28 protein-coding genes and 1 other RNA gene are annotated in these 26,540 nt (G+C 72.8%); 17 read left to right on the forward strand and 12 right to left on the reverse strand.

Features of this window, described 5'->3' with window-relative positions; all coding sequences use genetic code 11:
• The first annotated feature begins 6 nt into the window (after positions 1 to 6).
• The 4 genes from ACF3NH_RS06980 (at position 7) to ACF3NH_RS06995 (ending at position 2,686) form a co-directional block, all read left to right on the forward strand.
• Entirely contained in the window at positions 7 to 795 is a 789-nt protein-coding gene (locus ACF3NH_RS06980) for a TIGR02186 family protein (RefSeq protein WP_422922342.1), read from the forward strand.
• Complete coding sequence (locus ACF3NH_RS06985; protein ID WP_198367024.1) at positions 796 to 1,275, forward strand: universal stress protein; 480 nt, start codon at positions 796 to 798, stop codon at positions 1,273 to 1,275.
• A gap of 149 nt (positions 1,276 to 1,424) precedes the next feature.
• Positions 1,425 to 1,988 carry a NifU family protein gene (locus ACF3NH_RS06990; protein ID WP_198367023.1) on the forward strand — a complete coding sequence of 188 codons (564 nt, stop codon included), beginning with the start codon at positions 1,425 to 1,427 and terminating at the stop codon, positions 1,986 to 1,988.
• A 107-nt stretch (positions 1,989 to 2,095) separates the two neighbouring features.
• Entirely contained in the window at positions 2,096 to 2,686 is a 591-nt protein-coding gene (locus ACF3NH_RS06995) for a malonic semialdehyde reductase (protein ID WP_198367022.1), read from the forward strand.
• A gap of 42 nt (positions 2,687 to 2,728) precedes the next feature.
• Here ACF3NH_RS06995 and hisA read toward each other — a convergent pair whose 3' ends face one another.
• Genes hisA through hisB form a run of 5 tightly spaced genes read right to left on the reverse strand, consistent with a single transcriptional unit; the run spans position 2,729 to position 5,760 of the window.
• Positions 2,729 to 3,451, reverse strand: coding sequence for a 1-(5-phosphoribosyl)-5-[(5-phosphoribosylamino)methylideneamino]imidazole-4-carboxamide isomerase (hisA, locus tag ACF3NH_RS07000; protein WP_422922343.1), 723 nt, complete (start codon positions 3,449 to 3,451; stop codon positions 2,729 to 2,731).
• A gap of 38 nt (positions 3,452 to 3,489) precedes the next feature.
• On the reverse strand, positions 3,490 to 4,071 hold the full coding sequence (locus ACF3NH_RS07005) for a GNAT family N-acetyltransferase (RefSeq protein WP_198367020.1): 582 nt from the start codon (positions 4,069 to 4,071) through the stop codon (positions 3,490 to 3,492).
• On the reverse strand, positions 4,071 to 4,724 hold the full coding sequence (hisH, locus tag ACF3NH_RS07010; protein ID WP_198367019.1) for an imidazole glycerol phosphate synthase subunit HisH: 654 nt from the start codon (positions 4,722 to 4,724) through the stop codon (positions 4,071 to 4,073). Before hisH ends, ACF3NH_RS07005 begins: the two co-directional genes overlap by 1 nt.
• On the reverse strand, positions 4,721 to 5,155 hold the full coding sequence (locus ACF3NH_RS07015) for a DUF2628 domain-containing protein (RefSeq protein ID WP_422922344.1): 435 nt from the start codon (positions 5,153 to 5,155) through the stop codon (positions 4,721 to 4,723). Before ACF3NH_RS07015 ends, hisH begins: the two co-directional genes overlap by 4 nt.
• Positions 5,155 to 5,760 carry an imidazoleglycerol-phosphate dehydratase HisB gene (gene hisB / locus ACF3NH_RS07020; protein ID WP_198367017.1) on the reverse strand — a complete coding sequence of 202 codons (606 nt, stop codon included), beginning with the start codon at positions 5,758 to 5,760 and terminating at the stop codon, positions 5,155 to 5,157. Before hisB ends, ACF3NH_RS07015 begins: the two co-directional genes overlap by 1 nt.
• A 121-nt stretch (positions 5,761 to 5,881) precedes the next feature.
• Between hisB and hslV the strand changes: the two genes are divergently transcribed.
• The 6 genes from hslV (at position 5,882) to ACF3NH_RS07050 (ending at position 12,394) form a co-directional block, all read left to right on the forward strand.
• On the forward strand, positions 5,882 to 6,436 hold the full coding sequence (gene hslV / locus ACF3NH_RS07025) for an ATP-dependent protease subunit HslV (protein WP_198367016.1): 555 nt from the start codon (positions 5,882 to 5,884) through the stop codon (positions 6,434 to 6,436).
• Positions 6,437 to 6,439: 3 nt separating this feature from the next.
• Positions 6,440 to 7,759 carry an ATP-dependent protease ATPase subunit HslU gene (hslU, locus tag ACF3NH_RS07030; protein WP_198367015.1) on the forward strand — a complete coding sequence of 440 codons (1,320 nt, stop codon included), beginning with the start codon at positions 6,440 to 6,442 and terminating at the stop codon, positions 7,757 to 7,759.
• 13 nt (positions 7,760 to 7,772) lie between these two features.
• Positions 7,773 to 8,582, forward strand: coding sequence for an EcsC family protein (locus tag ACF3NH_RS07035; protein ID WP_422922345.1), 810 nt, complete (start codon positions 7,773 to 7,775; stop codon positions 8,580 to 8,582).
• Positions 8,583 to 8,811: 229 nt separating this feature from the next.
• Positions 8,812 to 10,497 (forward strand): glycerophosphodiester phosphodiesterase family protein, encoded by a 1,686-nt coding sequence (locus ACF3NH_RS07040; RefSeq protein ID WP_422922346.1) that lies wholly within the window; start codon positions 8,812 to 8,814, stop codon positions 10,495 to 10,497.
• Between the two features lie 164 nt (positions 10,498 to 10,661).
• The gene (locus ACF3NH_RS07045) at positions 10,662 to 11,645 is read left to right on the forward strand and encodes a cyclase family protein (RefSeq protein WP_422922347.1); all 984 of its coding nucleotides are present in this window, start codon (positions 10,662 to 10,664) and stop codon (positions 11,643 to 11,645) included.
• Positions 11,646 to 11,767: 122 nt separating this feature from the next.
• Positions 11,768 to 12,394 carry a NeuD/PglB/VioB family sugar acetyltransferase gene (locus tag ACF3NH_RS07050; protein WP_422922348.1) on the forward strand — a complete coding sequence of 209 codons (627 nt, stop codon included), beginning with the start codon at positions 11,768 to 11,770 and terminating at the stop codon, positions 12,392 to 12,394.
• A gap of 6 nt (positions 12,395 to 12,400) precedes the next feature.
• Here ACF3NH_RS07050 and ACF3NH_RS07055 read toward each other — a convergent pair whose 3' ends face one another.
• The 3 genes from ACF3NH_RS07055 to ACF3NH_RS07065 form a co-directional block, all read right to left on the reverse strand.
• A complete protein-coding gene (locus ACF3NH_RS07055; RefSeq protein ID WP_422922349.1) occupies positions 12,401 to 13,651 on the reverse strand; it encodes an ABC transporter substrate-binding protein in 1,251 nt (416 codons plus the stop codon).
• Between the two features lie 100 nt (positions 13,652 to 13,751).
• On the reverse strand, positions 13,752 to 14,693 hold the full coding sequence (locus ACF3NH_RS07060) for an NAD(P)-dependent oxidoreductase (RefSeq protein ID WP_422922350.1): 942 nt from the start codon (positions 14,691 to 14,693) through the stop codon (positions 13,752 to 13,754).
• A 43-nt stretch (positions 14,694 to 14,736) separates the two neighbouring features.
• The gene (locus ACF3NH_RS07065) at positions 14,737 to 16,101 is read right to left on the reverse strand and encodes a GDSL-type esterase/lipase family protein (protein ID WP_422922351.1); all 1,365 of its coding nucleotides are present in this window, start codon (positions 16,099 to 16,101) and stop codon (positions 14,737 to 14,739) included.
• Between the two features lie 274 nt (positions 16,102 to 16,375).
• Here ACF3NH_RS07065 and ACF3NH_RS07070 point away from each other — a divergent pair, with 274 nt between their 5' ends.
• From ACF3NH_RS07070 to ACF3NH_RS07080, 3 genes are all read left to right on the forward strand, one after another.
• Positions 16,376 to 17,617, forward strand: a complete 1,242-nt coding sequence (locus tag ACF3NH_RS07070; protein ID WP_422922352.1) for a class I SAM-dependent methyltransferase — start codon at positions 16,376 to 16,378, stop codon at positions 17,615 to 17,617.
• Positions 17,614 to 18,135, forward strand: a complete 522-nt coding sequence (locus ACF3NH_RS07075) for a YdcF family protein (protein WP_422922353.1) — start codon at positions 17,614 to 17,616, stop codon at positions 18,133 to 18,135. Before ACF3NH_RS07070 ends, ACF3NH_RS07075 begins: the two co-directional genes overlap by 4 nt.
• A gap of 98 nt (positions 18,136 to 18,233) precedes the next feature.
• Positions 18,234 to 19,190, forward strand: a complete 957-nt coding sequence (locus tag ACF3NH_RS07080) for an SMP-30/gluconolactonase/LRE family protein (RefSeq protein ID WP_422922355.1) — start codon at positions 18,234 to 18,236, stop codon at positions 19,188 to 19,190.
• A 60-nt stretch (positions 19,191 to 19,250) separates the two neighbouring features.
• On the opposite strand, the gene ACF3NH_RS07085 is transcribed toward ACF3NH_RS07080, so the two are convergent.
• Together ACF3NH_RS07085 and nudC are read right to left on the reverse strand one after the other, a co-directional pair.
• The gene (locus tag ACF3NH_RS07085) at positions 19,251 to 19,556 is read right to left on the reverse strand and encodes a phosphoribosylamine--glycine ligase (protein WP_422922356.1); all 306 of its coding nucleotides are present in this window, start codon (positions 19,554 to 19,556) and stop codon (positions 19,251 to 19,253) included.
• A complete protein-coding gene (gene nudC / locus ACF3NH_RS07090; protein WP_198367004.1) occupies positions 19,553 to 20,482 on the reverse strand; it encodes an NAD(+) diphosphatase in 930 nt (309 codons plus the stop codon). The genes ACF3NH_RS07085 and nudC overlap by 4 nt, the downstream gene beginning before the upstream one ends.
• A gap of 111 nt (positions 20,483 to 20,593) precedes the next feature.
• On the opposite strand from nudC, the gene ffs reads away from it, so the two are divergent.
• From ffs to recR, 4 genes are all read left to right on the forward strand, one after another.
• An RNA gene (ffs, locus tag ACF3NH_RS07095) (signal recognition particle sRNA small type) lies at positions 20,594 to 20,685 on the forward strand.
• Between the two features lie 49 nt (positions 20,686 to 20,734).
• Positions 20,735 to 22,675, forward strand: coding sequence for a DNA polymerase III subunit gamma/tau (locus tag ACF3NH_RS07100; RefSeq protein WP_422922357.1), 1,941 nt, complete (start codon positions 20,735 to 20,737; stop codon positions 22,673 to 22,675).
• Entirely contained in the window at positions 22,672 to 23,013 is a 342-nt protein-coding gene (locus ACF3NH_RS07105) for a YbaB/EbfC family nucleoid-associated protein (RefSeq protein ID WP_198367002.1), read from the forward strand. The genes ACF3NH_RS07100 and ACF3NH_RS07105 overlap by 4 nt, the downstream gene beginning before the upstream one ends.
• 66 nt (positions 23,014 to 23,079) lie before the next feature.
• Positions 23,080 to 23,682, forward strand: coding sequence for a recombination mediator RecR (gene recR / locus ACF3NH_RS07110; protein WP_198367001.1), 603 nt, complete (start codon positions 23,080 to 23,082; stop codon positions 23,680 to 23,682).
• 40 nt (positions 23,683 to 23,722) lie between these two features.
• Here recR and ACF3NH_RS07115 read toward each other — a convergent pair whose 3' ends face one another.
• Both ACF3NH_RS07115 and ACF3NH_RS07120 read right to left on the reverse strand, forming a co-directional pair.
• Positions 23,723 to 25,609 carry a potassium transporter Kup gene (locus tag ACF3NH_RS07115; protein WP_422922358.1) on the reverse strand — a complete coding sequence of 629 codons (1,887 nt, stop codon included), beginning with the start codon at positions 25,607 to 25,609 and terminating at the stop codon, positions 23,723 to 23,725.
• Positions 25,610 to 25,711: 102 nt separating this feature from the next.
• Positions 25,712 to 26,512, reverse strand: coding sequence for an amino acid ABC transporter ATP-binding protein (locus ACF3NH_RS07120; RefSeq protein ID WP_422922359.1), 801 nt, complete (start codon positions 26,510 to 26,512; stop codon positions 25,712 to 25,714).
• Positions 26,513 to 26,540: the final 28 nt, after the last annotated feature.

Consider the following 26,540-nt stretch of genomic DNA (forward strand, 5'->3'; position numbering starts at 1 on the left):
CGGGCCATGACCCTGCTGCTCGCGGCCCTCCTCCTGCCGGACGGGCCGGCCCCGGCGCAGCCCCTGCCCCTGCCCCCGCCGCCGCCCGCCCCGCCGCAGCAGCCGGCGCAGGCGCGCCCGCCCCTGGTGGCGGAGCTGTCGCAGACGCGGGTCGAGATCTCCACCGGCTTCAGCGGCACCGACGTGCTGGTCTTCGGCGCCACAGAGCGGCTGCTCGGCCCGGGCGGCGACGACATCCTGGTGGTGGCGCAAAGCCCGCCGGAGCCCATGGTGGTGCGCCGGCGCGTCAATGTGCTGGGCTTCTGGATCAACGGCCCCTCGGCCCGCTTCCGCCAGGTGCCGGGCTTCTACCTGCTGACCGGCACCCGCCCGCTGCGCGAGTTGCTGAGCGAGGAGGAGCGCGCCACCAAGCGACTCGGCCTCGACAACCTGCCGCTCGCCTCGACCGGCGTGCAGGACCCCGCCTATCATCAGGCGCTGCTGCGGCTGAAGCAGGACGCCATGCTGTGGCACGAGGAGGACGAGGCGATCCAGATCTCGGGCGCCCGCCTGTTCCGCGCCCGCCTGCCCCTGCCGGCCACCGTCGCCACCGGCGATTTCCGCGTCGAGGTGCTGCTGGTGCGGGATGGCCGCGTGATGGCGCGGCAGGAGCTCGGCTTCCGGGTCGAGCGGGTCGGCGCCGCCGCGCGCATCGCCGATGTCGCGGAGCAGGATCCGGTGATATACGGGCTGGCCTGCATCCTGCTCGCGGCCCTCGCCGGATGGCTGGGAAGCGTGCTCTTCCGGAGGGGATGAATGCCCGAAGCCGCACGCCGGGACCGCGTTTTCCTGGTCGTCGTCGATGACAGCCCGGAGCGCCAGATCGCCCTGCGCTATGCCTGCCTGCGTGCCCGCAACGGCGGCGGCCGCGTCGCCCTGCTGCGGGTGATCGAGGAGGAGGGGACGGTCGAATGGGCCGGCGTCGGGGCCATGCTGCAGGAGGAGCGGCGTGACGAGGCCGAGAAGCTGCTCTCGGCGCTGGCCGCCGAGGTGCAGGAGATCACCGGCGGCCTGCCGATCCTGCTGATCCGCGAGGGCGATCCGCGCGACGAGCTGCTGGCCCTGCTGGAGGAGGATCCGCGCATCTCCATCCTGGTGCTGGCCAGCGCCACCTCGGGCGGCGGGCCCGGCCCGCTGATCAGCGCCCTGATCGGCCGCTACGCGCCGCGCCTGCGGGTGCCGCTGACCATCGTTCCCGGCAATCTCGACGAGGCCGAGCTCAGCCGCGTGACCTGAGCGCGCGCCCTTGACCTGGCCTCCCGTGCGCCTGGGCATTCCGTGCCTGGCATGAGGCGGCGGAATGGCTCGCCGCTTGCGCAATCCCGCGCCATCGCCCACATCCGGGCGAGGAACCCCGACGCCGCAGCACGGAAAAGCCGAGACCGATGTTCATCGAGACCGAAGCCACCCCGAATCCCGCCACGCTGAAGTTCCTGCCCGGGCAGGACGTGATGGGCGCGCGCGGCACGGCGGATTTCATCAGCCCCGACGGCGCGGCGCGCAGCCCGCTGGCCGAGCGGCTCTTCAGCCTTGAGGGCGTCGCGCGCGTCTTCCTGGGCGCCGATTTCGTCACCGTCACCAAGACCGATGCGATCGACTGGCAGGCGCTGAAGCCGCAGGTTCTGGGCGCCGTCATGGAGCACTACATGGCCGGCCGGCCGGTGGTGCTGGAGGCCGAGGGCGAGGCGGCGCTGGAGGACAGCGACCCGGCCGATGCCGAGATCGTCGCGCAGATCAAGGAGCTGCTGGACACGCGGGTGCGCCCGGCGGTGGCCGGCGATGGCGGCGACATCGTCTTCCGCGGCTTCCGGGACGGCATCGTCCGGCTGCACCTGCAGGGCGCCTGCTCCGGCTGCCCCTCCTCCCGCGCCACGCTGAAGCACGGTGTCGAGAACATGCTGCGCCACTACGTGCCCGAGGTGGTCGCGGTGGAGCAGGTCGAGGGCTGAGGCGCCGCCCCGCCCGGCGTTTTTCGCCAGGCTGACCCTGGCCGGCGGGGCTTGCGCGCCGGCCGGCGGCGGGCATCCTGCTGCGATGCAACAGGAGTGACTGCCCGATGGCCGAGAAACTTGACTCCCACGCCCTGGACCAGCTGTTCCGTACCGCCCGCACCCACAACAGGTGGCAGGAGCGCGCGGTGTCCGACGAGACGCTGCGCGAGCTCTACGATCTGCTGAAGATGGGCCCCACCAGCGCCAACTCCAGCCCTGCGCGCTTCGTCTTCATCCGCACGCGGGAGGGCAAGGAGAAGCTGCGCCCCGCCCTCTCCGCCGGCAACCTCGAGAAGACCATGACCGCGCCGGTGACGGTGATCGTCGCCTGGGACAGCCGCTTCTACGACAAGCTTCCGGTGCTCTTCCCGCATGCCGACGCCAAGTCGTGGTTCACCGGCAGCGAGGCCTTCGCGGAGGCCACCGCCTTCCGCAACGCCTCCCTGCAAGGCGCCTACCTGATCCTGGCGGCGCGCGCGCTCGGCCTGGATGCGGGCGCGATGAGCGGCTTCGACAACGCCAAGGTGGACGAGGCCTTCCTGGCCGGCACCGGCTGGAAGTCGAACTTCCTGGTCAATCTGGGCTATGGCGACGAGAGCGGCCTGTTCGACCGCCTGCCGCGCCTGGCCTTCGACGAGGTGGCGGACCTGGCCTGACGGCCGTCCCCTCGGGCAGGCGCCCTGGCCCGGCAGGCGGTTTCAGCCGCGCGCCGCCGCCAGGGCCTCGGCGGCGTCCAGCCGCCCGTCATACAGCGCCCGCCCGATGATGGTGCCGGCGACACAGCCCGTCGCCTTCAGCGCCGCGATATCGGCGAGCCCCGCCACGCCGCCGGAGGCGATGACCGGGGTGGAGAGGCGGCGCGCCAGCTCCGCCGTCGCCGTCACGTTCACCCCGCCCAGCATGCCGTCCCGTTCGATGTCCGTATGGATGATGGCGGCCGCCCCGGCATCCTCGAAGGACAGGGCGAGATCGAGGGCGGAGACGCTGCTCACCTCGGCCCAGCCCTCGGTGGCCACCATCCCGTCCCGCGCGTCGATACCGACGGCGACCCGGCCGGGGAAGGCCTGGCAGGCGGCGCGGGCGAAGTCCGGATCCTTGACCGCCGCCGAGCCGAGGATGACGCGGCTGATGCCACGCGCCAGCCAGGCCTCGACCGTCGTCATGTCGCGGATGCCGCCGCCGAGCTGCACGGGGCGGGAGGTGTGCGCCAGGATATTGGCCACCGCCTCGGCATTGGCCGGGCGGCCGGCGAAGGCGCCGTCCAGGTCGACGACATGCAGCCATTCGAAGCCGGCCTCGTCGAAGGCCCGCGCCTGCCCGCCCGGATCGCCGTAGATCGTGGCCTGGGCCATGTCGCCGCGCTTCAGGCGTACCACCTGGCCGGCCTTGAGGTCGATCGCGGGGTAGAGGGTGAAGGCCATGCTGGCTCCTGGTGGCGGGCCGGAGGCGGCGGGGCGCGTCACTCGCCGCGGTCCCGCTCGCTGCGGATGTCGAGCGGCCGGCCGCGGGGCGCTTCCAGCAGCTTGTGGTAATAGTGCCCCGCCACCGTCTGGCCCCGCACCCGGGCATAGGCCGGATGGGTGCCCCAGCGGATATAGCCCAGCCCCTCGAAGAGGGCGATGGCGGTGGCCTGGGTCTCGCGCACGTCGAGGTTCAGCACCCGGTGGCCGAGGGCCGCCGCATGCTCCTCCACCCGCCGCACCAGCAGCCGCGCCAGGCCGTGGCCGCGCGCATAGGGGGCGATATAGGCATGGGTCAGATGCGCGCTGAAGGCCTGCGCCTCGTTGTTGCGCGGCGGACGGATGAGCTGCGCCGAGCCCACCGGCACGCCGTCCAGCCGGGCGACGAAGAGGGAGATGGCCGGCACCAGCAGCACGCCGCGGAAATGCCGCGTCAGCGCCTCGCGCCCCTGCGGCTCGATCCAGCCGAAGCCGCCGCCCTCGATGATGGCGGCATCCGTCGCCTCGCAGAGATCGGCCAGCTCCGCCTCGTCCAGCGCCTCGGCCCGCTCGACCTCCAGGGCATGCTCACGCCGCGACATCACGGGGACCAGGCCAGGAAGTTGGCCAGCATGCGCAGGCCGGTGAACTGGCTCTTCTCGACATGGAACTGGGTGCCGACCATGTTGTCGCGCCCGGCGACGGCGACCACGGGCCCGCCGTAATCGGCGGTGGCCAGGATCTCCTCCGGCCGGCCGCCGGCCAGGGCGTAGGAATGCACGAAATAGGCGTGGTCGCCCGGCGCCAGCCCGGCCAGGACCGGATGGGCCCCCGGCGCGAAGCGGAGCGCGTTCCAGCCCATCTGCGGCAGGGGCAGGGGCGCGCCCGCGGCATCGCGCGGGTCGATCGGCGCCACATCGCCGCCGATCCAGCCGAGGCCCGGCGTCACGCCATGCTCCAGCCCGTGCTCGGCCATCAGCTGCATGCCGACGCAGATGCCGAGGAAGGGCACGCCGCGCCGCAGCACCGCCGCCTCGACCGCCTCGACCATGCCCGGCATGGCGTCCAGGCCCCGGCGGCAGGCGGCGAAGGCACCCTGCCCCGGCAGGACGACGCGGTCGGCCCGCGCCACCGCCTCGGCCCTGTCCTCCACGGCGATTTCGGCCGCGATCCCGCCATCGCGCGCGGCGCGGTGCAGGGCGCGCAGCACCGAGGCCAGGTTGCCCGAACCCGGATCGACCACCGCAACCCTCATGCCCGGCCTCCTTCCACCGCCGCCAGCTCCGGCCGGCGGTCCAGCGCGCGCAGCAGCGCCGCTTCCTCATCGCCGCCCAGCACCACGGCGGCGACCGGCAGGCCGCGCCGCGCCAGGCTCCAGCGCCGCAGATCCTGTGCCTGCAGGCCGATCAGGATCTGCGCCGCGATCAGGACATAGGGCGTGACGGCGGCCGGCAACAGCACCGCCGCCAGCACGGCGAGGGCCAGCCAGAGCAGCAGCACCAGCCAGAGCCGGTGCATCAGGAACCACAGCGGCGGCAGCAGCGCCGCGAGCCAGGAGAAGCCTTCCGGCACCAGCACCAGCCGGCCGCGGCGGGGCGGCGCCTCCGGCATGGCCCCCACCGGCGGCACCGAGGCGCGCGGCGCGGGGGCGGGCGGCAACGGGGCGTGGACGGTCCAGGCGCGCATCAGCCCTCCAGCACGCCCTTGGTGGAGGGAATCGCGCCGGCCATGCGCGGGTCCGGCTCCACCGCCTGCCGCAGCGCCCGCGCCACCGCCTTGAACACGCCCTCGGCGATGTGGTGCGCGTTGGTCCCGGCGCGCTGCACGATGTGCAGCGTCAGGCCGGACTGCATGGCGAAGGCGCGGAAGAACTCCTCGAACAGCTCGGTGTCCATCTCGCCCACCTTGTCGCGCGGGAAGCGCACGCTCCAGGCCAGGAAGGGGCGGCCGGAGATGTCGATGGCGGCCTCGGCCAGCGCCTCGTCCATCGGCACCACGGCGTGGCCGTAGCGGCGGATGCCGCGCTTCTCGCCGAGCGCCCGCCGCAACGCCTGGCCGAGCACGATGCCGACATCCTCCGTGGTGTGGTGGAAGTCGATGTGCAGGTCACCCTTCGCCGCCACCTCGAGGTCGATCAGGCTGTGGCGGCTGAGCGCCGTCAGCATGTGGTCGAGGAAGCCGATCCCGGTGGCGATGCGTCCCTGCCCGGTCCCGTCCAGGTCGAGGCGGAGGCGGATCTCGGTCTCGCTGGTCTGGCGGGTGATCTCGGCGGTGCGGGGCGCGGGCGACATGGGGGCTTCCTAGACCGGGGGCGGGAGATTGCCCAGGGGGGAGAGCGGGGGGCAGCGGCGGGGTGGGCGGGTCCGGGGCCGGCCGCTTGTTGCGCCGCCACCGCGATGCCATCTGCTGCGCATGAACGCGACGACTCACGATCCCCTGGGCTGGCATGGCACCACCATCCTCTGCGTCCGCAAGGACGGACAGGTGGCCATGGCCGGCGACGGTCAGGTCTCCATGGGCCAGACTGTGGTCAAGAACAACGCCCGCAAGGTCCGCCGCATCGCCGGCGGCAAGGTGGTGACCGGTTTCGCCGGCGCCACCGCCGATGCCTTCACCCTGCTGGAGCGCCTGGAGGCCAAGCTGGAACGCTTCCCCGACCAGCTGGAGCGCGCGGCGGTGGAGCTGGCCAAGGACTGGCGCACCGACCGCTACCTGCGCCGGCTCGAGGCGCTGCTGGCGGTGGCCGACAAGGACCGCTCCCTGCTGATCACCGGCAATGGCGACGTGCTGGAGCCCGAGGATTCCATCATCGGCATCGGCTCCGGTGGCAACTACGCGCTGGCCGCCGCCCGCGCCCTGATCGACGTGGACGGCATGACGGCCGAGCAGATCGCCCGCAAGGCGATGGGCATCGCCGCCGAGATCTGCGTCTACACCAATGGCCGCATGGTCGTGGAGACGCTCTGAGCCATGAACGACACCGTCAACCTCTCCCCGCGCGAGATCGTCTCGGAGCTGGACCGCTTCATCATCGGCCAGCATGAGGCCAAGCGCGCCGTTGCCATCGCGCTGCGCAACCGCTGGCGCCGGCAGCAGCTTCCCGAGGGCATCCGCGAGGAAGTGGTGCCGAAGAACATCCTGATGATCGGGCCGACCGGCTGCGGCAAGACCGAGATCGCCCGGCGGCTCGCCAAGCTGGCGGACGCCCCCTTCGTCAAGGTCGAGGCCACCAAGTTCACCGAGGTCGGCTATGTCGGCCGCGACGTGGACAGCATCATCCGCGACCTCGTCGAGGTCTCCCTCACCCGCACGCGCGAGGCCAGCCGCAAGGAGGTGCAGGCCAAGGCGGAACTCTCCGCCGAGGAGCGGCTGATCACCGCCCTGGTCGGCGAGGGCGCCTCGGGCGAGACGCGGATGAAGTTCCGCCGCATGCTGCGCGAGGGCCAGCTGGAGGAGAAGGAGGTCGAGGTGCAGGTCGCCGAGACCGGCTCGACGCCGATCGGGATGATGGACATGCCGGGCATGCCGCCGGGGCAGATGGCCAACATCCAGGAGATGATGGGCAAGATGTTCGGCCGCCAGGCGAAGGCGCGCAAGCTGCGCGTCGCCGAGGCCCGCGCGGCGCTGATCCAGGACGAGGCCGACCGGCTGCTCGACCAGGAGAAGCTGACCCGCGACGCGGTCGCCCATGTCGAGAACAACGGCATCGTCTTCGTCGACGAGATCGACAAGGTCTGCGCCCGCACCGGCGAGGGCTTCCGCGGCGGCGACGTCAGCCGCGAGGGCGTGCAGCGCGACCTGCTGCCGCTGATCGAGGGCACCACCGTCGCCACCAAGCACGGCCCGGTGAAGACCGACCATATCCTGTTCATCGCCTCCGGCGCCTTCCACATCGCCAAGCCTTCCGACCTGCTGCCGGAGCTGCAGGGCCGCCTGCCGATCCGCGTCGAGCTCGGCGCGCTGACGCGGGACGACTTCCGCCGCATCCTGACCGAGCCGGAGCATTCCCTGGCGAAGCAGTACGTGGCGCTGCTCGGCACCGAGGGCGTGACGCTGGACCTGACGGCCGACGCGGTCGACGCGATCGCCGATCTCGCCGCCGAGATCAACGCGCGGGTCGAGAACATCGGCGCCCGGCGGCTGGCGACGGTGCTGGAGAAGCTGCTGGAGGAGGTCTCCTTCACCGCCAGCGACCGGCAGGGCGAAACCGTCCGGGTCGACGCCGCGTATGTGAAGGAGAAGGTCGCGCCGCTGGCCGCCAGCGCCGATCTCAGCCGCTTCATCCTGTGACCCGAAGGCCCTGATGACCGAGACCCTCCCCGCGTCCCTGCCCGTGCCCCTCCCCCTGCCCGCCGAGGCCGAGGCGGAGCTGGCCGAGGCGCGGCGGGTGCTGGACGAGACCTCGCTGGCGGCGCGGCTCGCCCAGCTCGCCGGCACGCCGGTCGAGGCGCTGCGCCGCCGCCTGCCCGGCTTTGCCCAGGGCATGGTGGACGGCGCCGTGCGCCGCGCGCTCTCCACCGCGCTGAACACCGCCATGCGCTCCGGACCGGGCCGCGCGCCGCCCGGCATCTCCTCCGACTGGCTGCACCGCGGCCTGGCGGCGGCGAGCGGTGCCGCGGGCGGCGCCTTCGGCCTGCCGGGCACCCTGCTGGAGCTGCCGGTCTCGACCACCATCCTGCTGCGCCAGATCGGCGCCGAGGCCGCGGCCGCCGGCGAGGACACCCGCCTGCCCGAGACCGGCGCGGAATGCCTGAAGGTCTTCGCGCTCAGCGGGCCGGGCCTGGCGGACGATGCCACCGAGACCGGCTACTTCGCCACCCGCCTCGCCCTGGCGCAGTTCCTGCCGAACATGAGCGCGGCGCTGCTGCCGGGTTTCATCGGCGCCATCGCCGCCCGCTTCACCGGCCCGCTGATGATCAAGCTCGGCGCCCAGGCGGCGCCCGTGGTGGGCGCGGCGGCGGGGGCGGCGGTGAACCTCGCCTTCCTGCAGCATTTCCGCGAGCTGGCGCGGGCGCATTTCACCGTCCGCCGGCTGGAGCGCGAGCACGGCGCCGAGGCGGTGCGCGCGGCCTATGAGGTGCTGGCCGCGCGGGCTCGGCACCGCGCCGCCTGACGGCCGCGCCCGGGGGCGCCCAATCCGCCAAGCTGTTGCTTTTCCGGATTGTTTTCCCGGCATCCCGCCTGGCTACTTAATCTTCCGGCAATCTTTCGGTCATTCGGGCGTCATCCCCCCATCCTAATGGCGCGGCCATGCCGACCGGCGGGGAAGGCGGCCTGCGGCATCCGCGATGGCGCCGCTCCCCTCGTCGCGACGCGACCACCACTGAGGGAAAAGCCCGGACATGGTCAGTTTTGCCACGCTCGATGGTCAGCCGCCGCTCGTCATTGCTCACCGCGGCGCCAGCGGCTACCGCCCGGAGCACACGCTGGAAGCCTATAAGCTGGCGATCGAGATGGGCGTCAGCGTGATCGAGCCCGATCTGGTCGCGACCCGTGATGGCCATCTGGTCGCGCGGCACGAGAACACCCTCTCCGACACCACGAACGTGTCGGACCTTCCCGAATTCGCCGACCGCCACGTCACCAAGGTGATCGACGGCCGCAGCGTCACGGACTGGTTCATCGAGGACTTCACGCTGGCCGAGCTGAAGACCCTGCGCACCAAGGAGCGGCTGGGCGAGCTGCGGCCGGAAAGCCAGTCCTATGACGGGCAGTTCGAGATCGCCACGCTGGAGGAGATCCTGGCCCTGGTGCGGCAGGTCGAGGCCGAGACGGGCCGCGAGATCGCCATCGCGCCTGAGACCAAGCACCCGACCTATTCGGAGTCGATCGGCCTCGATCTCAGCCAGATGCTGATCGACACGCTGGTGGCGAACGACTTCACCGATCCTGACCGCGTCTACATCCAGTCCTTCGAATCGGGCAATCTGATCCGTCTGCACGACAGCATCATGCCGGCGGCGGGGGTGGATCTGCCGCTGGTGCAGCTCGGCAACGCCTCCTCCCTCGAGGCGCTGCGGGAGATCGCCCGCTACGCCGATATCGTCGGACCCAGCAAGGATGCCATCCTGCTGCGCACGCGCCTGGCCGAGCCGGTGGACGCGGATGGGGACGGCACGGCCACGCTGCGCTTCGAGCTGAGCGGCGAGATCAGCCCGCTGGTCGGGAACGCGCATGCCGTCGGGCTGAAGGTCATCCCCTACACCATCCGCGCCGAGGAGAACTATCAGGCGCTGAACCCGGACGGCACGCCGCAGACGGCGGCGCAGGAGGCCCTGAAGCTGCTTCAGCTCGGCGTGGACGGCTTCTTCATCGACCAGCCCGACATCGGCCTGCAGGCGCTGGCGGACCTCCTCGCCGGCGACGGCACGGACGGCGCCGATTGGCTGACCGGCGGCGGCGGCGCCGACTTCCTCGATGGCGGCGCCGGGGATGACGTCCTGAACGGTGGCGCCGGGGATGACGAGCTGACCGGCGGCGCGGGCGATGACTGGCTGAACGGCGGCACCGGCACCGACACCGCCGTCTACCTGGGCGAACTGGCCGGCCACGCCTTCCAGCGCGCGGGGCGGGTGCTGACGGTCAGCGGCCCGGAGGGGACCGACAGGCTGACCGACATCGAGCAGATCCGCTTCGCCGACGGCACCCTGACCCTGGGCGACGATCCGCTCTTCGACGCCGCCTTCTACGCGCGGTCCAACCCGGACGTCTGGGAGGCCGGGGTCGATCCGAAGGCGCATTACGACACGTTCGGCCGCACCGAGGGGCGCGATCCCAACGCCTTCTTCGACACCGATGCCTATCTGGCGGCCCATGCCGATGTCGCGGCGGTCGGCATGAACCCGCTGGACCATTACCGGGAGTATGGCTGGACCGAGGGCCGCGATCCCTCCGCCGCCTTCAGCACCGGCGCCTATCTGGCGGCGCATGCCGATGTCGCGGAAGCCGGCATGAACCCGCTGGAGCATTACCTGACCTATGGCCTGGCCGAGGGCCGCGGCCTGGGCGCCGACAGCCTGCTCGGCTGAGGAGGCGGGCCGGGACGGCGGCGCCGCCCCGGCCTTTCGGCGCCGGAGCAGGCGAATCCGGTGATGAAATAGGGTGGCCAGCGCCGCCGGCCTGCGCTCAAGCTGTGCCCAGTTGGCCCGAGGCCACGCTGTCGTGGCGGGAGAGCCAGCCGGGAGAGATGCTCATGTCCAAGCTGTCCCGCCGCAAGGCGGTCTTCGGCTCCCTCTGCATGGCCTGCGCCGGGGCGCATGGCCTGATGGCCAGCAGCGCCCGCGCCCAGGGCTGGAGCCCGCCCGGCGCCGCGCAGCGCTGCCCCTCCCGCTGGGGCGCCGCCGACCGGCGCGGCGCGATGAACCTGATGACGCCGGAGCGGGCGAAGCGCGCGGCGCAGCTGATCCGCACCGGCGAGATCGTCGAATGCGGGCAGACGCTGAACCAGACCATGCCCTTCTTCGGCACGCGCCGCTTCGACGTGCATCTCAAGCGCACCTTCATGAACCCCGAGGGCAACCGGCGCGGCTCGAACGAGGAGCTGGTGGTCGCCGAGATCGGCCAGGTCGGCACGCAGCTCGATGCCTTCCCGCACCAGACCATCGGCGACGAGGGCTACAACTGCGTCAACATCCCGCGCATCTCGAGCCGCAACGGCTTCACCGAGATGGGCGTGGACACGGTGGGCACCATCTTCACCCGCGGCGTGCTGATCGACGTGGCGGCGCTGAAGGGCGTCGCCACCCTGCCCGACACCTACGAGATCACGCCGGAGGATCTGGAGGCGGCGCTGCGCCGGCAGAACACGCGCATCGAGGAAGGCGACGCGGTGATCGTCCACACCGGCTGGGGCCTGCTCTGGGGTCGCGACAACGCGCGCTACGTCCGCTCCTGCCCCGGCCTCGGCGTCGCCGCGGCGGAGTGGGTCCTGCGGCGGAACCCGATGCTGATGGGGTCGGACAACTGGCCGGTGGAATGCGCGCCCTCCAAGACCATGCCGGATGCCAGCCTGCCGGTGCACCAGCTGGCGCTGGCCGTGCATGGCGTGCACCTGCTGGAGAACATGAAGCTCGACGTGCTGGCGAGCCGCGGGCAGCATGAATTCGCCTTCGCCGTGCAGCCGCTGAAGGTGCAGGGCGGCACGGGATCGACCGTCGCGCCCTCGGCGCTGTTCTGAGGCGGCCGGGAGGGCCGGCCGCCCTCCCTTCCCGCGACCTTGACATCCGCCTTCGTGTCAGCCCGCCTGCCGATCCGCCGCGCCCGCGGTAAAGAGGGCGTGGGCGAGGCAAGGGGATTGAGATGCGGCTGGTGATGATCGGGGCGGGCGGCCATGGGCGGGCCGTGCTGGAGGTGCTGCGCGATGCCGGCTGGCCCGATCCGGTCGGCGTGCTGGATGACGACCCGGCCTGCCGCGGCCTGCCGGGCGTGCCGCATCTCGGCCCCCTCGCCCGCGCCGCCGCCCTGCGCGCCGGGGGGGTGGAGGGCGCGCATGTGGCGCTCGGCGACAATGCCCGCCGGCGCCGGCTGGGCGAGGAGCTGGGCCGCCTCGGCTTCACCCTGCCCGCCTTCCGCCACCCCTCCGCCGTGATCGCGCGCAATGCCGCCCTCGGCCCCGGCAGCGTCGCCATGCCGCGCGTCGTCCTGGGCGCGATGGCGCGCGTCGGCGCCCATGTCATCCTCAACACCGGCTGCATCGTCGAGCATGACTGCGTGGTGGAGGCGGGCTGCCATGTCGCGCCCGGCGCCGTGCTGGGGGGCGGGGTGGCGCTGGGCGCGGGGGCGATGGTGGGCATCCTCGCCGGCATCCGCCCCGGCCGCCGGATCGGCGCCGGGGCGGTGGTCGGCATGGGTGCCGCGGTGCTGGAGGATGTTCCGCCGGCGGCCCGGGTGGGCGGCGTGCCCGCCCGGCCGCTGGGGGAGGGCTGAGCTGCCTCAGCTGCGGATCAGCGGGCACTCCGACTGCGCGAGCGGCTTCACCGTCTCCTCCGGCGCCATGGTCGAGACCAGCTTGCAGTAGTCCCATCCGCCCGTGCTTTCGGCCGGCGTCTTCACCTGCAGGAGATAGGCCGGCAGCACCGCCCGGCCATCGGCGCGGATGGAGCCGGCGCCGAAGGCGTCGTCCTCCGTCGGCATGGCCTTCATGCGCGCGACGGTGGCGGCGCCGCTGGCCTTCGCGGCCTCGACGCCGAGCGCCGCCACGGCCTTCAGGTAATGCAGCGTCACCGCGTAGCAGCCGGCATGCACCATGCCCGGATAGGCGCCGCCCATCGCCGGCAGCACGCGCCGGGTGAAGGCGCGGGTGCGGTCATTGGTGTCCCAGTAGAAGCTGTTGGTGAAGAGCAGCTTCTGCATGGTGTCGAGCCCGGCGGCGCGGATGTCGTTCAGGAACATCACCAGCGCGGCCATCTTCATGCTGCGCGTCACGCCGAACTCATGCGCCTGCTTGATGCAGTTGGGCAGGTCGTTGCCGCCCAGCGCCAGGCCGATCACATCGGCGCCGCTGCCGCGCGCGGCGATCAGCATGGCCGAGAAGTCGCCGGTGCCGAGCGGCGCCCGCGCGCTGCCCACCACCTCGCCGCCCGCCTGCTGCACGAAGGTGGTCGTCTCCGCCTGCAGGGAATGGCCGAAGGCGTTGTCGGTGGCGATGAAGTACCATTTCTTCCCGCCGCCGCGCACGGTCTCGGCCGCCACCGCCTTGGACAGCATGTAGCCGTCATAGGTCCAGTTGACGGTGTTCGGCGTGCAGAGCTTGTTGGTGAACTCCGTCGCGGTGACGGCGACGCCGAGGCAGGCCTTGTCCTTCTCGCGCGCGATGGTCGAGACCGCCAGGCCGACGGCGGAGTTCGGCCCGGCGATCACCATGTCCACCCCCTGCTGGTCGATCCAGCGCCGCACCAGGCTGGCGCCGGTGTCGGCCTTGTTCTGGTGGTCGCCGAAGAGCACCTCGACCTCGAGGCCCTTCGCCGGGCCCGAGGCCCCGGCCAGGAATTCCGTGGCGGCCTGGCGCGCGCAGCCGACGCCGCCGCGGCCCAGCAGGTCCGTGTAGATGCCGGAGAAATCGGCGAGCACGCCGATCCGGATCACCGGCCCCTGCGCCAGGGCCGGGGCGGCGAGCGGCGGTGCCGCCAGCGCGGTGGCGAGGCCGGCGGCCCCCTGGAGGAACACGCGGCGCGATACGGTCATGGAAGCTTCCCCTGGAACTGCGCCCACTGGCACGGCCGTCCTCTGCGTGACGGTTCACACCCGTGCCGGGCGGTGATGGCGATGAGGTGCCCGGCCGGGCTCAGCCCAGCCGGGGCTTGTCGATCCCGGCCATGTCGCAATGCGCGTCGACCATGGCCGAGAAGTCCTGGCCGCCGAAGCCGCGGGCCCGGGCGGCGCTGAAGGCCTCGCGCGCCGCCGCGACCATGGGCAGGGGCACCTTCGCCGCGCTGGCGGCCTCGACGATCAGCGTCAGGTCCTTGTGCGCCAGGTCGATGGTGAAGCCCGGCGCGGTGTCGCCGGCCAGCACCTTGGACGGCCAGGCGACCTTCAGCTGCCCGTTCACCGCCGTGGTGCCGTAGAGCACGTCGAGCGTCCTCTCCAGCTGCAGGCCGAAGCGCTGCGACAGGGCCAGGGCCTCGGCGTTCATCTGGCAGGAGGCGACGGCGAGGAGGTTGTTCACCAGCTTGGTGCGGGTGCCGCTGCCGGGACCGCCGCAGTGGTAGATGGTGCTGCCCATCGCCTCCAGCAGCGGCTTCACCCGCGCGAAATCCTCCGCCTCGGCGCCGACCATGAAGAGCGACTCGCCCCGGTCGGCATGGCTGGCCAGGCGCCCGACCGGCGCGTCGACGAAGCCGATGCCGCGCTCGCGCGCCTGGCGCGCCAGGCGGTCGGTGGTCTCGGGATCGACGGTGCTCATGTCCATCACCACGGCACCCGGCCGGGCCTGGGCGATGACGCCCTCGGCGCCCCCCACCACCGCCTGCACCACCGCCGAATTCGGCAGCATGGTGACGATGACATCGCCCGCGCCGGCGACCTCGGCGACGGTTCGCGCCGCGCGCGCCTGCAGCGCCTCCAGCTCGCTCACCGCATCGGCGTTGATGTCGTTGACGATCAACCGGAAGCCCCTGCGGCACAGGTTCGAGGCCATGGGGCGGCCCATGCGTCCGAGCCCGATGAAGCCGACATCCATAATGCTGTCCTCCCTGGATTGCCTGTATGTTACGCTGGTTTGTCGCACGGACGCGCCACAAATGGCGCGGGCCGCGTCGCCGCGCCTCGCCTCAGCGGGCCGGCACCACCGAGGGCGGCTCCACCGCCATGCCCATGGCCAGGTAGCCGGCGCGGTTCGGATGCAGCCTGTCGCCCTTGCCGCCGGTGGTGGAGTCCGGGATCATTTCCTCCCGCAGTCCACCCGTCGCCGGATCGAGGGTCGCGCGGTCGAATTCGGCGACGGCGTCGAACAGCCCGCTCTGGCGGATGAAGTCGTTCAGCCCGCGCCGCTTCTCGTCCTGCTCGGCATGGCCATGCGCCGCGCTGGTGCTGCCCAGCGCGCTGGTCACGGTGGCGCCGACGATGCGGACGCCGGGGATGGCCGCGCGGAGGCGCCGCACCCCCTCCGTCATGCCCTCCCGCACCGCGTCCAGCGTGGCATTGCCGTTGCGGCTGAAGTCGTTGGTGCCCTCCAGCCAGACGACGGTGGCGACGCCCGAGAGGCCGATCACGTCGCGCTGCAGCCGGGCCAGCGCCGAGGGGCCGCCGGGGAAGGGCTTGTCCGGCCCGTATTCCCTTGGCCCGACCACCTGGTTGCCGCCGATCCCGGCATTGACGACGGCGACGCGGTGGTCCAGCGCCGCGTGCAGCCTGCGGGACAGCACGTCGGGCCAGCGGTCATCGCCGTTCATGGTCGAGGCGGTGCCGTCGGTGATCGAATCGCCCAGGCAGACCACGACCGGCGTGCCAGCGGGGGCGGCCATGTCCACCGCGTCGAGGAAGAACCACGAGGCGGTGGAGAGGGGGAAGGCCGCCTCGCCCTCCTCGGCGCCGCGCGCGCCGGCGCCGGGCGGCGTGACGTAGGAGGTCTGCAGCGCCTTGGCGTGCCAGGTCATCGGCCCGCTCGGCCCCGCGACATGGAAGGAGACGGCGAGCTTGCGGCCGGCCAGCAGCGGATGGCCCGACTCGGCGGCGAAGGGCAGCCCGACCGGGTCGGACCAGACCTCGCCGCCGGGCGCCACGGTGACGCCGGGCTGGCCGCCGAACAGCACCGGGCGGTTGCTGCCGGGCATCACCGCCGCGCCGCCCCAGTGCAGCCCGGCGAAGACGCCGTCGAGCCGCAGCGGCCGGGTGCCGAAGGCGTTGCTGAAGCGCAGGCGCGCCCGCGGGCCCCAGAGATCGGGGCGCAGCACCAGGCGGAAGGTCTGGTCCCGCGCGCCCTCGGCCGGGTCGGGAAAGGCGAAGCGCTGGTCGGGTTGGGCGGAGGGATTGCCGACCGGATAGGGCCCCTGGGCGGAGCCGGTCCAGGCCGTCGCCCAGCTTCCAGCGCCGCCGCTCCCTGGCGTGGACGGCCCGGCGGCGGTCTGCGCCGCCGCCGGCAGGACGCCGAGCGTCGCCGAGGCCAGGGTCGCGTGCAGCCACATCCTGCGGTCCATTCCTTCGTCCTCCCCGCGCGACGCTTCCGGCCGCTGCGCCTCAGCTTTCCATGAAAGCGGCGCGGCGCAAAGACGGGGCGGAGGTTACGGCCCCGCCATGTGGACGGCGATGCGGACCAGGGCGCTGACCACCAGCAGGACCAGGACGATGCGCGAGAGGGTGGAGATCGACGGCATGGCACGGAGATGGCCCCGCCCCGCCCCGGCGCAAAGCCCCGGCTCCCCTCTCCCTTCCGCTGGCGCCGCGCCGCGCCATCGCCTATCCCGGACCGCCATGGACGCCACCGATGCCCGCCTCGCCGCGCAGTACGAAGCCTATCCCTATCCCGAGCGTGACCCGCGCGAGGAGGCGCGGCGGCTGATCGTCGGCAGCCCGAGCCATCTGCGTGAGATCGACCACTGGATCTTCGGCGCGCGCCGCCCCGCCGGGCAGCCGCTGCGCGCCCTGATGGCCGGCGGCGGCAGCGGCGACGCGACGATCATGCTGGCGCAGCAGATGGCCACGGCCGGCCGGCCGGGCGAGGTGGTCTGGCTCGACCGCTCGGCCGCCGCGCGCAAGGTGGCCGAGGCGCGGGCGGCCGCCCGCGGGCTCGGCAATATCCGCTTCGTCACCGGCTCGCTGCTGGAGGCCGCGGATCACGGCCGCTTCGACTACATCGACTGCTGCGGCGTGCTGCACCACCTCCCCGACCCCGCCGCCGGTCTCGGGGCCCTGGCCGCCGCCCTGGCGCCGGGCGGCGGGATCGGGCTGATGGTCTATGCGCCGCATGGCCGCACCGGGGTCTACATGCTGCAGGAGGCGCTGCGCCTGATCGCGCCCGACAGCGAGGCGCCGCCCGCCCGCGTCGAGATCGCCAGGCGGCTGTGGAAGCAGGCGCCGCAGACCGCCTGGCTGCGCCGCAACCCCTGGATCACCGACCACATCGAAGGCGGCGATGCCGGGCTCTACGACCTGCTGCTGAACCCGCGCGACGTGGCCTTCACCGTGCCGCGGCTGGCGGCGCTGATCGGCCAGGCGGGGCTGCGGCTGCGCTGCTTCGTCGAGCCGCTGCGCTACGACCCCGACCGCTACCTGAACGACCCGAAGCTCCGCGCCCGCACCGCCGGGCTGGACCCGATCGGGCGCGCCGCCCTGGCGGAGGCGATCTGCGGCAACATGGGCATCCACATCGCCTATGCGACGCGCGACCCGGCGCCGGAGCCCGACTGGGAGAACCCCGCCGCCGTGCCGCTGCTGCGCGAGCTGGACGGCCCGGCCCTGGCGCGCGGCCTGCCGAAGGATGGCGTGCTGCGCGTGACCTTCGACGGGCTGACGGTCGGCCTGCCCCTGCCCCGCCTGGCCGCCGCCATCCTGGCGCGGGTCGACGGGCGGCGCAGCATCGGCGCCATCGGCGCGGAGCTGGCGGCCAACGGCGTCGCGCCCGAGGCCTTCCGCCGCGACCTCGCCGCGCTGCGCGCCGCGCTGGAGCCGCTGAACCGCCTGCTGCTGGCCGCGCCGGATGCCGGAGCGCCGTGACGGTCCGCCCGGCCATCATCATCTTCGGCGCGGCGGTGCGGCCGGATGGCGGGCCGAGCCTGACGCTGCGCCGGCGGGTGAAGGCCGCCGCCGCCTTCGGCGCCACCCTGGCCGATCCGCTCTACATCCCCACCGGCGCGCAGGGGCAGCACGGCCCGCCCGAGGCGGAGGTGATGGCGCGGCTGCTGCAGGACCTCGGCGTGCCGGGCGAGGCGATCCGCCAGGAGCCGAGCGGCACCGACACGCTGAGCTCCGCCCGCGCCTGCGCCCGGCTGCTGCGCGGGCATGAGGGGCCGGTCTGGGCGGCCAGCAGCGGCTATCACCTGCCGCGCTGCGTCGCCCTGCTGCGCGCCTTCGGCCTGCCGGCCCGCGCCGCCCCCGCGCCCGAGGCGGCGCATGGCTTTCTCGACCGCTGGTGGTGGCGGGCCCGGGAGGGTGCCGCCCTGCCCTATGACCTGGCGCTGGTGCTGTGGGAACGCGCCACCGGCCATGCGCCGGAGGGGCGGCCCCGGGACTGATGCCGCGGCGCCCGGCCCCGGCGGAAGGGAGACGACGCATTCCCGACCGGCGTGCTTCCATGGCAGGCTTCCCGCCGCAACGGGGAGAACCGCCGCCGATGTTCGACAACGAGACGCCCTGGGCGCCCAGCCAGCGCTATCCCGACCCGCGCTTCCGCGCCTTCGAGCCGGTCTTTCACGGCTTCCGGGCCATGAACGGCACGGTGGAGAAGCTGGCCGGGGGCTGCCGCTGGGCCGAGGGGCCGGTCTGGCTCGGCGACCAGCGCGCCCTGCTCTGGTCCGACATCCCGAACAACCGCATCCTGCGCTGGGACGAGGAGACGGGGCAGGTCACGCCCTTCCGCCGCCCGGCCAACTTCGCCAACGGCAACACGCGCGACCGCCAGGGCCGGCTCGTCACCTGCGAGCATCTCGGCCGGCGCGTCACGCGCACCGAATATGACGGCGGCATCACCGTCCTGGCCGACCGCTACCAGGGCCGGCGGCTGAACTCGCCCAACGACGTGGTGGTGCGGTCCGACGGCAGCATCTGGTTCACCGATCCGAGCTTCGGCCTCGGCGGCTATATCGAGGGCGAGAAGGCCGAGGCGGAGCTGCCGCACGGCGTCTACCGCATCGACGGGCAGAGCGGCGCGGTGACGCTGCTGACCGACGAGATGGAGGGGCCGAACGGCCTGGCCTTCTCGCCGGACGAGAAGACCCTCTACATCGTCGAGAGCCGCGCCGAGCCGCGCCGCATCCTGGCCTTCGACGTCACCGCGGAAGGCGGCATCGCCAACCGCCGGGTCGCCGTGCAATGCGCGCCGGGTGAGACGCCGGACGGCTTCCGCCTCGACATGCAGGGCAATCTCTGGTGCGGCTGGGGCATGGGCAGCGCGGAGCTGGACGGCGTGCGGGTGTTCAGCCCGGGCGGCACGGCGCTCGGCCATATCGACCTGCCGGAACGCTGCGCCAATGTCTGCTTCGGCGGACGGCACCGCAACCGGCTGTTCATGGCCGCCTCGCGGTCCATCTACAGCGTGCTGCTGAACGTGCAGGGCGCCCCGGGAGGGTGAGCCGGGGAGGGCCGGAACCAGCTTCCGGCCCCACCGCCGGCACGCCCGCGCCGAGGGGCCTCAGCGCGGCGGGCGCGGCGATTCCACGCCGCCGGGCGCGGCCAGGCCGTTGCGGCGCAGGCAGTCGCGATAGGCGCGCAGTTCCGCCACCCGCATGTCGTAGGCGACGCGCTCCCGGTTCTCCAGATTGGTCGCGTTGAGCTGCTGGGAGACGTTCTGCAGGGCCGGATCGTCGCGCGCCTCGGCGCGGCAGGCGGCATGGGCCGGGCTGAGCGGCGCCTCGTCGCGCGGGTCGGGCGCGCGCTCCCGGGCGCAGGCGGCGAGCAGCAGGCCCAGGCCCAGGCCCAGAACAGGAAGGCGCCTCATGCCCGCCACTCCAGCCAGTCCTCGATCAGGCGGCGGGCGATCGAGTCCAGGCGCGGCAGGCCGAAGCCGAGCGCGGCGTGGTCGCGGATCTCCTCGCGGCTGAACCAGCGGGCGTCGCGCAGCTCCTCCGGGTCGATGGTGATCGCTTCCGAGAGCGCCTCGGCGTGGAAGCCGAGCATGATCGAGGCCGGGAAAGGCCAGGGCTGGGAGGAGTGGTAATGCACCTCGCCCACCCGGATGCCGGTCTCCTCCAGCACCTCGCGCCGCACCGCCTCCTCCAGGCTCTCGCCCGGCTCCACGAAGCCGGCCAGGGTCGAATACATGGTGGTGGAGGGGAAGCGGGTGGAATGGCCGAGCAGGGCGCGGTTGCCGTCCGTCACCAGCATGATCACCGCCGGGTCGGTGCGCGGGAAGTGCTGCGCGCCGCAGGCGGTGCAGGCCATGGCGTTGCCGGCGCTGCGCGACTCGCAGGCGCCGCCGCAGACGCCGCAGAAGCGGTGCCGGACGCGCCAGTGCATCAGGCCGCGGGCATGCGCCAGCACGCTGGCCTCGCCCGCCGGCAGCAGCCCGGCGACGCTGCGCAGATCGGCGAACTCGCCGAATTCGGGTGGCAGGAGCGGCAGCGGGTCGTCGGCCGCGGAACAGTCCACCGCGAAGACCGGGCGGCCCTCCCAGAGGCCGAGCAATGCCCAGGGCCCGCCGGCCATGCGCACCGCCTCGGCCGCCTCGGTGGAGAGCAGAACCGCCTCGGGGTGGCCGTCGGCCAGGCCGCGCATCAGGCTGCGGCTGCGCCAGACGGGGATGAACAGGGCCTCGGGCGAGGCCATGGCCTCGGCGACGAAGGCGGCGTCCTCCCGCCGGCCGGAGGCTCGGTCGAGGGGGCTGCCGGTATAGGCATTGGGGCGGGAAGCCGGAATGGACAGCATCTTGGCCGCGACCCTGCCACCGGACGCGCCCGCCGGCAACCGACCGGGCGCGATCCTCGCCCCGCCCCCCTTGCCTCGGAGGGGGGGCGGCATGATATGGCATCCTCGGAAGGTCGGTGGCGGACAGGCGCCTTGCCAACCCGGTCAGGTCCGGAAGGAAGCAGCCGCAGCGAGTTCCCGCCTGGGTCGCTCCACCGGTCTTCCACCTCGCCCTGACGGCCCGCCGCGGCCAGCACCGGACAGCCGCGCGCCATGCCCAGCGACACGCCTCCCGCCGACGATCAGGACCTGCCGCCCCTCCCCGAGGGGCCGGGCCTGTTCGGCGAGGCCTCCTCTCCCGCGCCCGTCATGGCCGCGCCCACCATTGCTGCGCCCGCCATGGCCGAGCCGGAGGCCGCGCCCTACCGCGTCCTGGCCCGCAAGTATCGCCCCACCAGCTTCGCCGACCTGATCGGGCAGGAGGCGCTGGTGCGCACCCTGCGCAACGCCTTCGCGCAGAACCGGGTGGCGCATGCCTTCATGCTCACCGGGGTGCGCGGCGTCGGCAAGACGACCACGGCGCGCATCATCGCCCGTGCGCTGAACTGCGTCGGGCCGGACGGGACGGGCGGCCCCACCGCCGACCCCTGCGGCGTCTGCGCCGAGTGCCAGGCGATCCTGGCCGACCGCCACCCCGACGTGCTGGAGCTGGACGCCGCCTCCAACAACGGCGTCGACAATATCCGCGAGCTGCGCGAGGCGGTGCGCTACCGCCCGGCCCGCGCCCGCTTCAAGGTCTATATCCTGGACGAGGTCCACATGCTGTCGACGGCGGCGTTCAACGCGCTGCTGAAGACGCTGGAGGAACCGCCGCCGCAGGTGAAGTTCCTGTTCGCCACCACCGAGATCCGCAAGGTCCCGGCCACCATCCTCTCCCGCTGCCAGCGCTTCGACCTGCGGCGGGTGCCGCAGGAGACGCTGCGCGCGCATTTCGCCGCCATCGCGGCGAAGGAGGGGGTGGCGGCCTCGGGGGAGGCGCTGGCGATGATCGCCCGCGCGGCGGACGGCTCGGTGCGCGACGGCCTCTCCCTGCTCGACCAGGCGATCGCCCAGGTGGCCGGCGCGCCCGGCGGCATCGAGGCCGGGCTGGTGCGGGACATGCTGGGCCTGGCCGACCGCTCCCTGCTCTTCGACCTGCTGGAAGGCTGCTTCCGCGGCGATCTGCCGGCGGTGCTGGCGGCGATGGACCGCGGCCATGAGCGGGGCGCCGATCCCGGCGTCATCCTGGCCGACCTGCTGGAACTGACCCATACCCTGACGCGCCTGCGCGCCGTGCCGGCGCTGCGGGCCGATCCCGCGCTGCCGGAGGCCGAGCGGGTGCGCGGCGTCGCCATGGCCGAGCGGCTGTCGATCCCGCTGCTGGGCCGCGCCTGGCAGGTGCTGCTGAAGGGCATCACCGAGGTGGCCGAGGCGCCGGACCGGCGCATGGCGGCCGAGATGGTGCTGATCCGCCTCGCCCATCTGGCCGAGCTGCCGACGCCGGGCGACCTTGTCCGCCGCCTGAGCGAGGGCGGCGCGGCGGGCGCCCCCTCCCCCGCCGCCACCCCCTCCTCCGCCCTGGCCGGCGGGTCGGCCGGTGGGCCGGCTGGCGGCCTGCGCGCCATGGCCGGTGGCGGTGCCCGCCTCGATGCCGCCCCCGCGCCGGCCAGCGCGCCCCTGGCCCAGCCGCGCAACTTCCGCGAGGTGGTGGCGCTGGCCTCCGGCGTCCGGCCGCTCCTGCACGGCCACCTGCTGTTCGACGTGCATCCGGTGAGCTTCGCACCCGGCCGCATCGAGCTGCGGCAGACCGCGCAGGCGCCGCGCGACCTCGCCGCACAGCTCGCCGCCCTGCTGCAGGAGCGCACCGGCAGCCGCTGGACCATCGCCCTCTCCAATGCCGAGGGCGAACCGACCATCGCCGAGCAGCGCAGCCACCTGGCCGGCGAGCGGCTGGAGATGGCCCGCGCGCATCCCCTGGTGCAGTCCATCCTGCTCGCCTTTCCCGGCGCCGAGGTCGATGCGGTGCGCGACGACAGCCTCGACGCCTACGGCCTGCCGCCGATCCCGGAGGCGCCCGATGAGGGGCCGATGGACGGATCCATGGACGGGCCGGACTTCGCGCCGCCCGATGCCGAGCCGGCCGATCTCGACGACATCCCTTCGGAGGACCCATGAAGAACCTCGCCTCGATGATGAAGCAGGCCCAGCAGATGCAGGCCAAGATGCAGGAGATGCAGGCCCGGCTGGACAGCATGACGGTGGACGGCGCCGCCGGCGGCGGCATGGTCACGGTCACGCTGAGCGGCAAGGGCGACCTGAAGCGCCTGGCCATCGACCCCTCCCTGGTCGATCCGGCGGAGAAGGAGGTGCTGGAGGACCTGATCGTCGCCGCCCATGCCGATGCCAAGCAGAAGGTCGAGGCGATGATGGCCGAGGAGATGCAGAAGGCGACGGCGGGGATGAACATCCCCGGCATGGGCGGCGGCCTCGGCGGTCTCAAGCTGCCGTTCTGAGCATGACCGGCGCCAGGACGCCGGGCCGGGCGCCCGGCCCGGGTTCCCGCTCGGGCAGGGGCTGAGGTGGAGACGCGCGGGCCGGATCAGGTCGAGCGCCTGGTGGCGCTGCTTGCCCGGCTGCCCGGCATGGGCCGCCGCAGCGCCCGCCGCGCCGCGCTGAAGCTGCTGCAGGATCCGGGCGGGCTGATGCTGCCGCTGGCCCAGTCCCTGCGCGAGACGGCCGAGGCCGTGCGGCCCTGCCGCATCTGCGGCAACCTCGACACCCGCGACCCCTGCCGCATCTGCGCCGATCCGGCGCGGGAACAGGAGGTGCTCTGCGTGGTCGAGGGCGTGGCCGATCTCTGGGCGCTGGAGCGCGCCCATGTGCATCGCGGCCTCTACCATGTGCTGGGCGGCGTCCTCTCGGCGCTCTCCGGCGTGGGGCCGGAGGACCTGCGCGTCGCCGCCCTGCTGGAGCGGGTCGGGGCGGGGGCGATCCGCGAGGTGATCCTGGCCCTGCCGGCCACGGTGGACGGCGCCACCACCGCGCATTACCTGGCCGACCGGCTGCACCCCTGCGGCATCGCCGTCACCCGCCTGGCCCAGGGCGTGCCCATGGGCGGCGCGCTGGACGTGATGGATGACGGCACCCTGGCCGCCGCGCTGAAGGCCCGCCGCCCGGCCTGACGAGGGGCTTGGCGGGGGGCCTGACGAGGGGCCCGCCCGTTCAGATCGCCACGCGCACGCCGAGCTCGACCACCCGGTCGCTCGGGATGCGGAAGAACTCGGTCGCCGGCATGGCGTTGCGGCTCATCAACGAGAACAGCCACTGCTGCCAGGTCGCCATCCGCGGCGCCGAGGCGGCCACCAGCGTCTCGCGGCCCAGGAAGTAGCTGGCCTGCATCGGCTCGAAGCGCACGCCGTATTCGCCGAGCGCCTCCAGCTCCTTCGGGATGTTCGGGCTCTCCTGGAAGCCGTAGCGCAGGATGACGCGGTGGATGCCGGGCGCCAGCTCCGCCACCTCGCGCCGCTGCGGCGCCTGCGGCACGTCGAGATTCTCCACCGTGACGAACAGCACCCGCTCGTGCAGCACCTTGTTGTGCTTGAGGTTGTGCAGCAGCGCATTGGGCACGTAGTCGGCCTGGCCCGTCATGAAGACGGCGATCCCGGGCACGCGGAGGGTGCGCGACTGCGGCAGCCGCGCCAGGAAGGATTTCAGCGGCAGGCTGTCCTGGCGGAAGCGGGCGAAGAGCAGCTCGCGCCCGCGCCGCCAGGTCATCATCAGCGTGAAGAGCGCGACGCCGAGCACCAGCGGCACCCAGCCGCCGGCCGGCACCTTCAGCAGGTTGGCGATGAAGTAGCTGCCGTCGAGCAGCAGCATCGGCACGATGACCGCCGTGACCAGGGCGCGCGACCAGCCGAACTGCCGCCGGAAGACCAGTCCGGCCAGGCAGGAGGTGCAGAGGAAGGTGCCGGTGACGGCGATGCCGTAGGCGGCCGCGAGGCTGTCGGAATCGTGGAAGGACAGCACCAGGATGACGACGCCGACCAGCAGGGCGAAGTTGATCTGCGGGACGTAGATCTGGCCCTCCTCGGTCTCCGAGGTGTGGCAGACCACGAGCCGCGGCAGGAAGCCCATCTGCACGCATTGCCGGGCGATGGAGAAGGCGCCGGAGATCATGGCCTGGCTGGCGATGATGGTGGCGAGCGTCGCCAGCACCACCAGCGGCAGGCGGAACCATTCCGGCGCCAGCAGGAAGAAGGGGTTCTCCAGCGCCGCGCGGTCGGTCAGCAGCAGCGCGCCCTGGCCGAAGTAGTTCAGCGTCAGGCTCGGCAGCACGACCGCCAGCCAGACCCAGCGGATCGGCCGCTTGCCGAAATGGCCCATATCGGCATAGAGCGCCTCCGCCCCGGTCACCGCCAGCACCACGGAGCCCAGGGCGATGAAGGCCGCCAGCCGGTATTCCAGGCAGAAGCTGATGGCGTAGTGCGGCGAGAGGGCGATCAGCACGTGCGGCTGCTGCGCCACCTCGATCAGGCCGAGCAGGCCGAGGCTGCCGAACCACAGGGCGGTGACCGGGCCGAAGACCTTCCCGATGCTGTGCGTGCCCTTGTACTGGACCAGGAACAGGGCCAGCAGCACGCCGAGCGAGATCGGGATCACCGCGTCGGTGAAGGCGGGGGAGATGACCTTGAGCCCCTCCACCGCCGAGAGGACGGAAATGGCCGGGGTGATGATACCGTCGCCGAAGAACAGCGCCGCGCCGGCGATGCCGACCATCGCCACCAGCTTGCGGCCCCGCTCGCCGCGCGCCACCCGCTGGGCCAGCGCCATCAGCGCCAGGATGCCGCCCTCGCCCCGGTTGTCGGCGCGCAGGATCAGCAGCACGTACTTGAGCGTGACGATCAGCACCAGGGACCAGAAGATCAGGCTCAGCACGCCGAGGATCTCCCACTCCTCCAGCCCGTCGGCGGCGAAGTGGAGCAGGGAGGCGCGCAGCGCGTAGAGCGGGCTGGTGCCGATGTCGCCATAGACCACACCCAGCACGCCGAGCAGCAACGCCGGGGTCATGGGGCGGGGGGTAGGGGAGGATTCTTGCTGGGACACTGCCATCTGCGCCGATGTCGGGCGCAAGGCATAGGCTGGGCGCCCGTGGCGGCGCAAGCGCCGCCGCTCAGGCTCCCGGCGCGGCGGGGCCTGAGCGGGGCGGCGGGCTCAGTGCCCGCGCAGCACCTGGCTCAGGAAGGTCCTCAGCCGGTCGGTCTTGGGATCGTTGAACATCTGCTCCGGCACGCCCGACTCGACGATCTCGCCCCGGTCCATGAACACCACGCGGTCCGCCACCTGGCGGGCGAAGCCCATCTCGTGGGTGACGCAGATCATGGTCATGCCGGTGTCGGCCAGCATGACCATGGTGTCGAGCACCTCCTTGATCATCTCCGGATCGAGCGCCGAGGTCGGCTCGTCGAACAGCATGATCTTGGGCTTCATGCAGAGGGCGCGCGCGATCGCCACGCGCTGCTGCTGGCCGCCGGACAGCTGCCCGGGATACTTGCCGGCCTGCTCCGGGATCTTCACCCGGGTCAGGTACTCCATGGCCAGCGCCTCCGCCTCCTTCTTCGGCATCCGGCGCACCCAGATGGGCGCCAGGGTGCAGTTCTCCAGGATGGTCAGGTGCGGGAACAGGTTGAAGCTCTGGAACACCATGCCGACCTCGCGGCGAATGGCATCGAGCGAGCGGAGGTCGTCGGACAGCTCGATGCCGTCGACGACGATGCGCCCCTCCTGGTGCTGCTCCAGCCGGTTGATGCAGCGGATCATGGTGGACTTGCCGGAGCCCGAGGGGCCGCAGACCACGACCCTCTCGCCCTGGGCCACGGAGAGGTTGATGTCGCGCAGCACGTGCATGGCGCCGTACCACTTGTTGACCTTGTCGAGCAGGATGGCGGGCGGCCCGTCGACGCGCGCGGCGGAGGCGACATAGGCGCCGTCGGCAGGGTCCATGGTGGCGCTCATGCGGCGTTCGCTCCCAGGTTCGGGTGGT

The organism is Pseudoroseomonas sp. WGS1072, from assembly GCF_049340465.1.
Lineage (GTDB): Bacteria > Pseudomonadota > Alphaproteobacteria > Acetobacterales > Acetobacteraceae > Pseudoroseomonas.